Genomic DNA, 11729 nt, shown 5'->3' on the forward strand with positions numbered 1-11729 from the left:
TGGTGGTGTTTTCGTCCGTAAAAATAAGGCCGGGAGGTTCAGATTAACAAGTTATTTATTGAAACTCCAGTAATACCTGATTTTTTTCAACAATTTCTCCGGGAGCTACCTTCAGGGATTTAACAATTCCATTTCCAGATGATTTGATGATATTTTCCATCTTCATGGCGACCAATACAAGGAGGTTATCCCCTTTGCTGATTTGATCGCCTTCGGACACCGCAACGGACTGGATCAGGCCAGGCATAGGAGCTTTCACATTGTTTATTTTTTGCGCGGAATTGCTCTGCATCCCCATGCCTTCCAGCAAAAGGTCAAGGCGGTTTTTTAAAGAGGTGTAATAGTGTACGCCGTTGATCAGCAGGTGGACGCTTTTCTCTGCCGTATTCTGTTCAAGGATTTCAATATTGTAGGACTTTGCCTGCCAGATCACGTGAAAATGGTTATGATCCAATACAGTGATGTCACCATTGAAAATTTCATCACCGATCAGCCAGTCGTCCTTTTTTTTGTCGATATCAAAAACCTTAGAGTTCGTTGAACTTGCGTGACCTGCTGACGGCGCATCTGATACAGTGACTTTTAGCATATTACTTCACTGTAATCGTGAGAGATTTCTTTTAAAACATGATCCAGTTCATCAAAAGTCATCGCTTCTACCAGCCGCATGCGGTATGGTTTGAAATGCTCCAGGCCTTTAAAATAATTGGTGTAATGTCTGCGCATTTCAAAAACGCCTGCAACAGGCCCTTTCCATCGGATCGAAAATTCGAGGTGCCGGCGGCAAACATCCACCCGCTGTTCCATGGTCGGCGGCGCAAGTTTCATCCCGGTGCGCATGTAATGCTTGATCTCGTTAAATATCCAGGGATTGCCGATCGTGGCCCTGCCGATCATGATGCCATCCACACCAAACCGGTTTTTGTATTCCAATGCTTTTTCGGGTGTATCAACATCACCGTTTCCAAAGATAGGAATAGTAATACGCGGATTTTCCTTGATTTTAGCAATCAATGTCCAATCCGCGGAGCCTTTGTACATCTGTACGCGGGTCCTTCCGTGAACCGACAACGCCTGGATGCCGATATCCTGCAAACGTTCGGCAACTTCCTGTACGTTTTTGGTAGTTTCGTCCCACCCGAGCCTGGTTTTGACGGTAACAGGAAGGTGTGTGGATTTAATAACAGCTTCGGTCATCTTTACCATCTTCGGCACATCCTGCAGCAGTGCAGCGCCTGCGCCGCGACAAGCCACGTTTTTGACCGGACAGCCGTAATTGATATCGATCAGATCCGGATTGACCCTAGAAGCAATTTCTGCGCAGGAGCCCATTGTTTCGATATCGCTTCCAAAAAGCTGGATACCTACAGGTCGTTCGTATTCAAAAATATCCAATTTCTGGACACTCTTGGCGGCGTCCCGGATCAGCCCTTCGGACGACACAAATTCGGTGTACATCAGGTCAGCCCCGTTCTCCTTGCACACTGCCCGAAAGGGAGGGTCGCTTACATCTTCCATGGGAGCAAGCAGCAGTGGGAAGTCGCCAAGTTCGATATTTCCTATTTTGACCATTTCAGTTTAGTAAGAAGTGCCAGGAGCCAAGAAATGCGAGTTCCATCTGCAGGTTCAGGTAGTCACTTGTTAACTCCATATTTTAAAATTGATAATAAACTGTAAATTTACACCAATTATGCAAAATAGTAACCCTGAGCAACTTGTTTCCCGTGTGCCTGGCACCTGGGGCAGTTTATTGGTATTGATTGGCTTTGTACTTATCGGAATGGCAGTGGGCAATATTTTGGCAGTGATGGTCCTCGCTATATTTTTGTCGTCGGATGCACAAAGCGTCAGCGGGCTCCTCAACCAATTGATCACCAACCCAGCAAAAGTACCCAATGGCTGGTATGCATTAATGATCCTCCAGGGGACGGTACATTTTTTCTCTTATCTTCTGCCATCGCTTATTTACTGGGTATATATCGAACGTAAGAAATTTTCGCAGTTTAGTGTCGGTAAAGTTTCGTCCGCAAGGGTCTGGATCCTTGTTTTCCTGCTGGTACTGATCTTCATTCCGGTTAATAGTAAATTCATTGAATGGAACGCAGCCATGAAATTGCCTGACGCCTGGTCGGGAATTGAATTGTGGATGCGCGAAAAAGAGGACCAGCTATCTTTGATGACTGCATTTTTAACAAATTATAGCAGTTTTGAACAGTTGCTTATCGCTTTATTTGTAGTAACATTGCTTCCTGCGCTAGGTGAAGAGGTATTGTTCCGAGGTGTGATCCAAACGAAACTCACGCAGCAACTTGCCAACCCGCATGTGGCGATCTGGATATCAGCGGCGATTTTCAGTGCGATACATTTTCAGTTTTACGGCTTTTTACCACGAATGATGCTTGGCGCATTATTCGGTTATCTTTATTACTGGACGGGGAGTTTGTGGGTTGCGGTATTAGCCCACTCTGTTAACAATGGGTTTGTACTTGTGATGATGTACCTGCACAACATTCATTTGGTAAAAATCAATATTGAAGAAACCAAGTCGATGCCAACGGTCATCGTTGTCTCTTCTTTACTATTCACGATTGCAATACTCAGGTTTATCAGGAAGGAGCGTTTTTCAAAAAAAGCCATTTTACACGCAGAGCAATAATTAAATTAAAGAAACAATGGATGAGAATTGGGCCAAGGCGTATCAAAGCACGCAAATGATCCGTGCGGAGATCGCCAGGGAATTATTGGAACAGAATGGAATAGCCGCAGTGATCGTCAATAAAAAAGATAGCAGCTACCCTATTTTTGGGATGTGTGAAGTACACGTTCCGGCCAGCGACCTGCCCCAGGCTCAAATAATTCTGAATAATGAAGACGCAATTAAGGAATCTGAATAATCTTCAGCAGCGGACTATTACCGCTCTGGCAGGTGTTTTTGTTATCATCAGCAGTATCATTTACAGTGACCTGACGTTTTTATTGCTCTTTTGTGCCATAAGCTCACTAACTCAGCTTGAATTTTACAAGTTACTCGGCCTCGACGGGAATCAGCCTTTAACTTATTATGGTACGTTCTGTGGCACAATTATGATCTTACTTGCGTATCTGGTAGAACAGGATATAGTAGAGTTTGAGAATTACTTCCTGATCAGTCCGCTATTGTCGATGATTTTCTTTATCAAGCTATATAAAAAGAATGATCTGAAGCCTTTCACCAATATCGGTTTTACCTTTCTGGGGATTATTTACGTTGCGTTACCTTTTGCTCTGATCGTCGTAATGGCTTTGCGCGGTGGACATTATAATTATGAAATCGTGCTGGGCAGTCTTTTATTGCTCTGGGCGTCGGATATCGGTGGTTATTTTGCAGGGACCAAATTTGGAAAAAGAAAGCTTTTTGAGCGCATATCTCCCAAAAAATCCTGGGAAGGCGCCATGGGAAGCGCAGCTTTTGCAGCAGTTATTGCATTTGCTCTGGGGTATTATTTCCGTACCTTCGAACCTTGGAAATGGTATTGTATCGGAGCAATCATTGTAGTGGTGGGTACTTATGGGGATTTGGTAGAATCCCTGTTTAAAAGAAGCATCGCTATCAAGGACTCTGGAAGCAGCATACCGGGGCACGGCGGTTTTCTGGATCGTTTTGACGGACTTTTGCTTTCGGCACCGTTTATTGTTACTTTTTTAAAGTTATTTTCCTGAGTAAATTGTCTTTATAGATAATACAGGCAATGGCCTGGTCAGCGGGCCGTTTTTAATTCAGGAACAGTTTTTACGCGAATTGGATATTGTTGTGCTGTTGCGGCACGACATCTTGATCAATAAACTTTGAGGACTATGCATGGGTCCCGGAGGATAATCTGGAAAGAATGAGACGGAGTTTTTTTATACTTATCCTGGCGATTGCGGGAATATTGGATGTCCGGGATGTATATGCTCAGGGTGAACAAAAAGCGATTATTTTTTCTGGTGTCGTCGTGGGCGGTAAAACCACCGAAAGACTTGGAGGAGCTACCATATTCATTGTGAATGCTGGCCGGGGGACACTGGCAAAGGGTGACGGTTCATTTACAATCCCTGTTTTCCCGGGGGATAGCATTGTTTTCAGCTATGTAGGCTTTAAGAAGCAATACCATATAGTGCCCAGGAACTACAATTCTGATATCTATTCTGCGATTGTCGCTTTGCGAGAGGATGTGGTTACGCTTTCGGGGGTTACCATTTATCCTTATTCAACAGAGGAAGAATTCAAGAAAGCTTTTTTGGCTTTGAAATTGCCCGATCAGGCCGACCGTGATGCGCTTGCGAAAAGTACCGATCCGGACTATATCAACAGGATGGCTGCGCAGGTACCCAATAACGCGCAGACCAACTACAGGTATTCCATGGATCAATTGTTGTTTGGGCGTGAGTCTGCCGCTAACAAGAGCTTTGCGACGACTTTCCCTTTTCTTAACCCCTTTGCCTGGGCTAACTTTATCAAATCAGTGAAGAAAGGTGATTTGAAACAAAAGGATTGGAGAAAGGATCTCAATGCGGCTCCGAGAGAAAATATTACAAAACAGGATTTTATTCCGCCTTCACCAGAGAGTGAACCTCGCAAAAACGGCAGTAACTAACTATCTCGCTTCATATTCTGTAAGTGCCAATTTCTTGAATTCAAGATTTTTCCCGTCAAAAACGGCAAAATATTGTTGTGTGACCCATTCCCCCAAATTGATATAACGACTTTTGGCGTTGACCTGCAAATCAAGCACCAGATGTCTATGCCCGAAAATATAGAAATCGTGATGTTCCAGTAATTCGATATTGCGGCAATATTGAAATAACCATTCACTGTCTTCTCCCCGAAACTTTTCTTCTCCCTTGTTGACATTTGCAAGTCTGCTTCCGCGGGACCATTTCATGGCAATCCACATGCCCACATCCGGATGAACGATCCTGAATACCCATTGAAAGAAAGGGTTTCTAAAGATCCTTTTTAAAAACTTATAAGTGTGGTCCCCAGGGCCAAGACCATCTCCGTGGCCAATCAGTATCCTGCTTGTGGTTTTTTCCGAATGAAAGGTAAAGCTTACAGGATCGCGGCAAATCACCGCGCTGACTTCATCCTTAAGGTAATCGAACATCCACATATCGTGATTCCCAGTAAAGAAAACGATGTCTATCCCGTTGTCGGCAAGCTCGGCTAGCTTGCCCAGGAAACGAACAAAGCCTTTTGGGACCGCTTTTTTATATTCGAACCAGAAGTCGAAAATATCGCCTACCAGGAAAATGGTTTGGGCATCATGCTGAATTGATTCAAGCCATCGGATGATCAATTTTTCGCGTTCCCGACTGCCAGCCGGAGTTGGTACGCCCAGGTGATAATCTGATGAAAAGTAAATACGCTTGCCCGGCTGGATCGAAATGGTCCTTTTTTCAAATTGGGGATTCATGAAATTGATGCAAATGAATTGCAATTTACAATGTTCTGCCTAAATGACATTCTCCATATCGTAGAGGGACTAATTGATGTCTGGTTATCAGCTTGTGAAAATGTAAAACTTCTTTTGCTGGATTTTTAGTGCTGCTCTTTCTAGATTGCGGCTATTTAAGCTGATCAAATCATGAAGAAATACCCACTTTCAGTATTAATGATGCTGGCATTTTTGTCCGTTTCAGAAAAGGCATCTGCGCAGGTTACCGGGAAAATCGTTTCCGACAAGCAAAGGGCCATCCAATGGAAACCGCAGGCAGGGCAATACTATTTCAGCCACGCAATGGTTTTTGATTACCAGAACAAGGCCGACAAAACCAGTGGAAAATTGAAGATATATCTCGATCCGGTGACCGGTGCGATGTGTTTCAGGAAGGAAAGCAGCTTTGGAGAAGGTGGCAAGACTTTTGACTTCATCATTGGTTTTCCGGACGGCAAATATATCTTTTGTGGAAACGACCAGGACAAGAAGATAAGGGTCAACGAAATAGTCAAAGAATTGAAACCCGACGCGGAAACAAAAGCGCAGCAAAAGGCCGATTTCGATACTTATTGCATCCCAACAGGGAACAGGCGGGTCGATTTTGGTTTGGAAAGCCTGGAATATGATTTGAGTTACGCTACCTCCGACTTGAAGGATAAAATCTGGATTACCAAAACGCCATTCAGCGTTTATCCGCTTTATGGTATTGAATTTGTGGAAGGAGCCGTCAGTTTACCCGTTTCGTTTGATTATATGCATTTGCTGACACCGAGTCAGCTGATATCGGAGATCAGCTCAAAAGACCTTGTTTTTAAGCTGACCGATATTGTTCATGAACCGTTTACGGCGCGCACAAAAGGTTATCAGGAAGTAAAGGTTAATGATTGAAACAGATCCGGTCTCAGCTTGGGATTCGAAACCGGATCTAGTCACTATGCGGTGGTTTCAGCGGCAGCACGTTCTGCCATTACTTCTGAGAGCGGACGCATATTGGCCGGAATTTCGGGTTGTTCTTCTTCGGCGGTATACGGGAAAACGTCCAGGATCGGCGTCAGGTTAATGTCGGTAGTTTCGTAGGGGATCAGGAAATTACGCATGCTTTCGTTGATCCGGTCGAGGGCTTGTTGAATGCCTTCGGCGTTGACTAGCATATAGTTAACAATCTTCTTTTCCTTGCCGCTTTTCTCGTCCAACGAAAAATAGATCACTTTCGCTTTGAACCATTGCTCACCTTCCTCATAGGCGAATAAATCGGCCAGTCGCATTCTTGTAATACTGGTTACGCTGAAATCGCTTGCACCGGTAACAATCTGTTTGTACAATCTTGCTTCCGACTCCGTATAGGAAACGGCATCAACAAGATAGACTTCGTTGATCGTTTTAAGGCTTCCTGCTTCATCCTCTTTTTGATACCTGATTTTTCCTAAATACCAGCTAGCCATAAGTAATTGTGTTGTTTAATAAAGTCTGCAAATGTAGATGCTTGTGCCAATGCATGCAAAAAAATATCCCTGCAAAGTAATAATCCGAAAACTCAGTGTGCGTTCTGATAGCTACTGTTTAACTTGCGAAAAATAATCTGGAATGAAAAAGAACATTTGTGTTGCTGTGATATTGTTCGCTGCGGCGGTATTGGCAGGTTGTGGTGTCGGGCGTCAGGTGTCGGAAGCCAAAACATTCGGAGATTGTAAATACGATATTGGATCCGTCGACAGCGTCTATCTTGCTGGAATTGACGTCAGGGAATTTAAGAATATCAGAGGTTTCAACGATTTTGACCTGGCAAGATATCCGGGGTTGGCCATGGGGCTTCTCAAAAGGAATGTGCCGCTCGACCTGAGGGTCAATGTGGACATTACTAATCCTACTAAAAAGCGTGCTGCGATCAATCAGCTGGAATATAAAGTGCTGTTATCCGATAGTGAAATATTCAACGGTTATATGAACCAGTTGATCGAGGTTTTACCGGGGACGGGAAGTACCAGAGTGCCTGTAAGATTGACAGCCAATGCTTATCAGCTGATCACCAATGATAAAACCCGTGATCAGTTCATTAACATGATTATGTCCCTTGCCGGGAAATCCGGCGTGAAACCCACAAAATTCACTGTCAAAGTAAGACCCACACTGGATGTGGCCGGAAAACAGATCAATTATCCGGGTTATATCACATTTGAAAAAGAGATCACCAGCCAAATGATCATAGGTGGTCGCTAGTTTTGCCTGCATAAACGATAACAATCGAACCCTATTTTGAAGCTATTTTTAGATAATCCTCATTTATTTGAATACTTCGGACTGGTTATCGTCCTTCTGATTATCTTTTGCACTTCTTTTTTTACCAAACAGCTGGTACCCCTGCGGAAATGGTCTGGAATAGGCTTGATGCTCGTGCCAGTTGTTTATTTTTATGTGCTTTTGGAAGCACACGTCGTCAACATACCCTACACCGACGACTTCAATCTGCTCGAAACTATTTATAATTTCCGGCACGCATCTGATTTCGTGACCGGGGTGAAAATCCTTTTTTCGCAGGTAAACCAGCATCGTTTTGGGTTTGAAAGGGCTGTCATGCTGATCATGGTTTTGCTGACGGGTACCGTTAACATCAAGATGCAGATTATGCTAGGCAACTTGTTCTTGTTGGGGATATCCTATCTTTTATTCCGGACTTTCAGAAAGGAGCATATTGGCTGGTATTATTTCATTCCTGTTCCCTACGTCATCTTCAACCTCGTTTACTTCGAGAATGCCTACTGGGGTATAGCGGCATTGCAAAATACGCCATTGATCTTTTTTGCTTTTCTGACGGCATATGGAATCGGAAGATGCGATCAGAAAGGTTTCTATCTTGGAATTGTTGCTGCATTGCTTACTACTTTCACAAGCGGCAGCGGACTGCTGGCCTGGATTATCGGAACGATCCTGCTGCTCTTCCAGAAGAGATACAAATTGCTGGTTTGGTGGCTGTTTGGTGCAGTTCTGGTTATTTCATTTTACTTTTTGTTTGATTACTACGTCATTCCCTCAGGCGGGGACAAGGTCTGGAAGCATCCTTTATTCAATCTCATATTCGTATTCGGTTTTTGGGGAAACGCATTGTTCCTGGATGTGAGGCATCCGTTGGTCAGCAGCTTTCAAGTCGACCTGATCTTATGCGTTTTGCTTGGCGGGGCAATGGCAGCACTATTTATTTCCTGGGCTTTGCGCATAGTGATAAAGAGGAATCTGTTTTGGAGCGACTGGTTTCTCTGGGGAGCGATGATGTTTATACTGGGAACCGGTGCGATGTTTGTAATCAGCCGACCGCTGAACAATTATTTCATGTATGGCGGTAATGTATTTTCCAGGCGCTACATGATTTTCGGGATCGCACTGCTGGCGGTTTTTTATGTATGCATCATCATCTTTGTCAAGGATTTCAAATGGGTTAAAAGGACATGTGCAAGTTTGGGAATGACTGGTTTTGTGGCCCTGAATTTCATGAGTTATTATCTGTCCATTGTGCAGGTCAGGAAATTGCACGACGCCCTGGTGATCGACAGCTATTTCTGGAAGAACTATACGACATTCCTGACCGCCGGGGATAAGTTTGGGGACATACCTTTCTGGAACCATCCAACAAGAATGAAAAACCTGGTCATTGCGATTGAGAAGGAGGGTTTGAGCGATTTTTATCAGTTCCTTACCATTCCGGAACCTGAGAGCCTGATCACAAAAACTGCCGATAAAAAGTCGAAATTCAAAGGAAATTTTCAGGCAAGTTTTCAATACCGGAACACGGATAATAACATTCCGTCCAAATACTATCAATTCAAAGTAAACACATATGGCGATTGCGCAAAGCCGTCTTACTTTGTATTTGCCTCGCCTCATATCAACCTCGTTCTTCCCGCGGTCCCCGTGCCCAACACATTTTCGGAATTTCTGAAAAAAAGGACTTATTACAGTCATAGTTACTCCTACGCTCTTTTTAAATCAAAACTTCCACCGGGCTGGTTTGATGTGTGGGTGATGTATCAAAACAGCCCTGAAACGGGTTACTGGAAATCCCTTTCGACAGGAACGAAGGTTTTAATTGATTGAAGGAACTAGCAAATCTTGTCTTTATGCAGATACTTACCTATAACCTGAACGGCATCCGTGCTGCCTTGAAAAATGGCCTGATCGAATGGCTGAGTACCATACCAGTTGATATTTTGTGTTTTCAGGAGGTGAAAGCAACGCCCGATGTCGTTGATCTTTCCGGATTTGCAACATTGGGATATGAGCTGATCGGCTGGCACGCGGCTGAGAAAAAAGGATATAGCGGCGTCGCTATTTTTTCAAAAGCGAAACCTGACCTCGTTGCAGTGGGCTGCGATATTCCCGTTTATGACATGGAAGGCAGGATTCTGAGAGCCGACTTTGGAGATATTACACTGCTTAATTGCTATTTTCCATCGGGTACCAGCGGGGAAATCCGTCAGGCTGTGAAGATGAAGTTTCTGGCCGATTTTTACGACTGGGTTAACGAGCTACGGAAAACACGGCCCAACCTGATCATTTGTGGGGATTATAACATTGCCCACACCGAAATCGATATTCACGATCCGGTCAGGAACAAGAAGTCCTCAGGCTTTTTGCCTGAGGAGCGCGAATGGATGACCAAGTGGTTCGGGAATGGTTATACAGATGCGTTCCGCTTCAAGAATCCCGACCTGAGGGAATATTCCTGGTGGACCTACCGGGCCGGAGCCAGGGCTAATAACAAAGGATGGCGTATTGATTACATATCAGTCGCCGATACCCTGAAAGACAGGATCGTAGCTAGTAGACAATACAACGATGCCGTACATTCGGACCATTGCCCAGTGTTGTTGGAAATAGCGTAGACCTGCAAATGCCTTAGGCCAGGTGGAAATGCCCGACGTTTTTTTCTATGCCCCGGGATATTTTTGTATTTTTGGTTAAAGAGGAATCAAATAACTGAGTTATGAAGGTAGAAATGCCAGTGACTTTGAAAATGGGTGACCTGATGAGTGAGGAGGAATTCTTTCAGTTTTGCCAAATAAACGACACACTAGAGTTCGAAAGGGACTCGCATGGGAATATTATAGTCATGTCACCAACAGGATCATTTATAGGAGGGTTCAATTTCAAAGTATCAGGGCATTTTTTCTTATGGAATGAAGAAATGGGTTTGGGCGAAGCGTTCGACTCATCGACAGGCTTTACATTACCTAATGGAGCTGTCCGCTCTCCGGACGTCTCCTGGATTAGGGCAGATCGGTGGAACAAGCTGTCGGAAGAGCAACAGGAGAAATTCGCTCCTATCTGCCCTGATTTTGTGGTCGAAATTCGCTCCAAATCAGATGATTTAAAATATCTGCTGGATAAAATGGATGAGTACATTGCCAATGGCACAATGCTTGCCTGGCTGATTGATCTAATTGACACGAAAGTTTATGTCTACAAACCAGGCTCGCCTGCTGTCATTTATAATACTGTTAAAATCAAACTTTCAGGCGAATCTCTGTTACCCGGTTTTACATTGGACCTTGGGAAAATCATTAAATAACTAAGCCAATAACATAGTCAATCCTATCTCATTTGTTTCAATACTACCTCATTTACAAACCTTTCGGCATGCTTTCGCAGTTTACCCGCGAAGGCGAACATGCAACATTGGCCGATCTCGGTGTTGATTTTAAAAAAGATATTTATCCGGTTGGCCGTCTGGACACAGATAGCGAAGGTCTGCTCCTGCTGACCAATGATAATTATCTCAAAACAAAACTGCTCGAACCCCGTCACAAACATACCCGTACTTACTACGTCCAGGTCGAAGGCGTCATAACCAGTGAGGCCTGCCAGTTGCTAAGTGCAGGTGTCACCATTGCAATTGAGGGCAAAAAGTACCTTACACTACCTGCAACCGCAAACCCGATCGATGAGCCGGAACTTCCGGAAAGAAATCCGCCCATCAGATTCCGCAAAAACATCCCGACTTCGTGGTTGTCCCTGACCCTGCGCGAGGGTAAAAATCGCCAGGTTCGCAAAATGACTGCAAGCGTGGGGTTTCCTACGCTCCGCCTTGTTCGCTGGTCTATTGGAAAAATTTCATTGGCCGACAAAAAAGATAGTTTTCCTAAACCCGGGGACGTATGGGAAGTTACGGCCGAAGAAGCGAAGCAATTTTATGAATGATCGGAACGGGCGTCGATAAAAGGCCTGAACGTTCTTGCCAAACCGGAGAGAAGGCTTAATTTTGTAAATACCCAGTTTTAA

General features: G+C 44.2%; 14 protein-coding genes. 10 read left to right on the forward strand and 4 right to left on the reverse strand.

All coding sequences use genetic code 11. The features are described 5' to 3' along the window. Positions 1 to 55: 55 nt before the first annotated feature. The gene (locus AC1XUF_RS10225) at positions 56 to 589 is read right to left on the reverse strand and encodes an acyl-CoA carboxylase biotin carboxyl carrier protein subunit (RefSeq protein WP_483341679.1); all 534 of its coding nucleotides are present in this window, start codon (positions 587 to 589) and stop codon (positions 56 to 58) included. Continuing rightward, positions 583 to 1572 (reverse strand): tRNA dihydrouridine synthase DusB, encoded by a 990-nt coding sequence (gene dusB, locus AC1XUF_RS10230; RefSeq protein WP_483341680.1) that lies wholly within the window; start codon positions 1570 to 1572, stop codon positions 583 to 585. The genes AC1XUF_RS10225 and dusB overlap by 7 nt, the downstream gene beginning before the upstream one ends. A gap of 118 nt (positions 1573 to 1690) precedes the next feature. Between dusB and AC1XUF_RS10235 the strand changes: the two genes are divergently transcribed. From AC1XUF_RS10235 to AC1XUF_RS10250, 4 genes are all read left to right on the forward strand, one after another. Further along, positions 1691 to 2656 (forward strand): CPBP family intramembrane glutamic endopeptidase, encoded by a 966-nt coding sequence (locus AC1XUF_RS10235; protein WP_483341681.1) that lies wholly within the window; start codon positions 1691 to 1693, stop codon positions 2654 to 2656. A 16-nt stretch (positions 2657 to 2672) separates the two neighbouring features. Continuing rightward, complete coding sequence (locus tag AC1XUF_RS10240) at positions 2673 to 2894, forward strand: putative signal transducing protein (RefSeq protein ID WP_483341682.1); 222 nt, start codon at positions 2673 to 2675, stop codon at positions 2892 to 2894. Continuing rightward, on the forward strand, positions 2866 to 3699 hold the full coding sequence (locus AC1XUF_RS10245) for a phosphatidate cytidylyltransferase (RefSeq protein WP_483341683.1): 834 nt from the start codon (positions 2866 to 2868) through the stop codon (positions 3697 to 3699). Before AC1XUF_RS10240 ends, AC1XUF_RS10245 begins: the two co-directional genes overlap by 29 nt. Positions 3700 to 3866: 167 nt before the next feature. After that, positions 3867 to 4616: a carboxypeptidase-like regulatory domain-containing protein gene (locus tag AC1XUF_RS10250; protein WP_483341684.1), complete on the forward strand. Its 750-nt coding sequence runs from the start codon at positions 3867 to 3869 to the stop codon at positions 4614 to 4616. Here AC1XUF_RS10250 and AC1XUF_RS10255 read toward each other — a convergent pair whose 3' ends face one another. After that, on the reverse strand, positions 4617 to 5435 hold the full coding sequence (locus AC1XUF_RS10255; protein WP_483341685.1) for a UDP-2,3-diacylglucosamine diphosphatase: 819 nt from the start codon (positions 5433 to 5435) through the stop codon (positions 4617 to 4619). Between the two features lie 171 nt (positions 5436 to 5606). On the opposite strand from AC1XUF_RS10255, the gene AC1XUF_RS10260 reads away from it, so the two are divergent. After that, a complete protein-coding gene (locus AC1XUF_RS10260) occupies positions 5607 to 6347 on the forward strand; it encodes a hypothetical protein (RefSeq protein ID WP_483341687.1) in 741 nt (246 codons plus the stop codon). A gap of 44 nt (positions 6348 to 6391) precedes the next feature. Here the strand turns inward: AC1XUF_RS10260 and AC1XUF_RS10265 are convergent, their stop codons facing one another. Further along, positions 6392 to 6901, reverse strand: coding sequence for a DUF4494 domain-containing protein (locus AC1XUF_RS10265; protein ID WP_483341688.1), 510 nt, complete (start codon positions 6899 to 6901; stop codon positions 6392 to 6394). A 142-nt stretch (positions 6902 to 7043) separates the two neighbouring features. Between AC1XUF_RS10265 and AC1XUF_RS10270 the strand changes: the two genes are divergently transcribed. From AC1XUF_RS10270 to AC1XUF_RS10290, 5 genes are all read left to right on the forward strand, one after another. After that, positions 7044 to 7676: a hypothetical protein gene (locus AC1XUF_RS10270; protein ID WP_483341689.1), complete on the forward strand. Its 633-nt coding sequence runs from the start codon at positions 7044 to 7046 to the stop codon at positions 7674 to 7676. A 36-nt stretch (positions 7677 to 7712) separates the two neighbouring features. Next, positions 7713 to 9545 (forward strand): hypothetical protein, encoded by a 1833-nt coding sequence (locus AC1XUF_RS10275; RefSeq protein ID WP_483341690.1) that lies wholly within the window; start codon positions 7713 to 7715, stop codon positions 9543 to 9545. Positions 9546 to 9568: 23 nt separating this feature from the next. Then, on the forward strand, positions 9569 to 10333 hold the full coding sequence (locus AC1XUF_RS10280; RefSeq protein WP_483341691.1) for an exodeoxyribonuclease III: 765 nt from the start codon (positions 9569 to 9571) through the stop codon (positions 10331 to 10333). 101 nt (positions 10334 to 10434) lie between these two features. Beyond that, positions 10435 to 11019 carry a Uma2 family endonuclease gene (locus AC1XUF_RS10285; RefSeq protein WP_483341692.1) on the forward strand — a complete coding sequence of 195 codons (585 nt, stop codon included), beginning with the start codon at positions 10435 to 10437 and terminating at the stop codon, positions 11017 to 11019. Positions 11020 to 11051: 32 nt separating this feature from the next. Next, positions 11052 to 11648 carry a pseudouridine synthase gene (locus AC1XUF_RS10290; RefSeq protein ID WP_483341693.1) on the forward strand — a complete coding sequence of 199 codons (597 nt, stop codon included), beginning with the start codon at positions 11052 to 11054 and terminating at the stop codon, positions 11646 to 11648. Positions 11649 to 11729 lie beyond the last annotated feature (81 nt).

It is taken from the genome of Dyadobacter sp. HNCC25DJ185 (assembly GCF_056895195.1).

What these genes read in the sequence shown, in the direction of transcription:
- AC1XUF_RS10225 (WP_483341679.1), bottom strand. Translation starts at nt 589, where the DNA reads ATGCTAAAAGTCACTGTATCAGATGCGCCGTCAGCAGGTCACGCAAGT.
- dusB (WP_483341680.1), bottom strand. Translation starts at nt 1,572, where the DNA reads ATGGTCAAAATAGGAAATATCGAACTTGGCGACTTCCCACTGCTGCTT.
- AC1XUF_RS10235 (WP_483341681.1), top strand. Translation starts at nt 1,691, where the DNA reads ATGCAAAATAGTAACCCTGAGCAACTTGTTTCCCGTGTGCCTGGCACC.
- AC1XUF_RS10240 (WP_483341682.1), top strand. Translation starts at nt 2,673, where the DNA reads ATGGATGAGAATTGGGCCAAGGCGTATCAAAGCACGCAAATGATCCGT.
- AC1XUF_RS10245 (WP_483341683.1), top strand. Translation starts at nt 2,866, where the DNA reads ATGAAGACGCAATTAAGGAATCTGAATAATCTTCAGCAGCGGACTATT.
- AC1XUF_RS10250 (WP_483341684.1), top strand. Translation starts at nt 3,867, where the DNA reads ATGAGACGGAGTTTTTTTATACTTATCCTGGCGATTGCGGGAATATTG.
- AC1XUF_RS10255 (WP_483341685.1), bottom strand. Translation starts at nt 5,435, where the DNA reads ATGAATCCCCAATTTGAAAAAAGGACCATTTCGATCCAGCCGGGCAAG.
- AC1XUF_RS10260 (WP_483341687.1), top strand. Translation starts at nt 5,607, where the DNA reads ATGAAGAAATACCCACTTTCAGTATTAATGATGCTGGCATTTTTGTCC.
- AC1XUF_RS10265 (WP_483341688.1), bottom strand. Translation starts at nt 6,901, where the DNA reads ATGGCTAGCTGGTATTTAGGAAAAATCAGGTATCAAAAAGAGGATGAA.
- AC1XUF_RS10270 (WP_483341689.1), top strand. Translation starts at nt 7,044, where the DNA reads ATGAAAAAGAACATTTGTGTTGCTGTGATATTGTTCGCTGCGGCGGTA.
- AC1XUF_RS10280 (WP_483341691.1), top strand. Translation starts at nt 9,569, where the DNA reads ATGCAGATACTTACCTATAACCTGAACGGCATCCGTGCTGCCTTGAAA.
- AC1XUF_RS10285 (WP_483341692.1), top strand. Translation starts at nt 10,435, where the DNA reads ATGAAGGTAGAAATGCCAGTGACTTTGAAAATGGGTGACCTGATGAGT.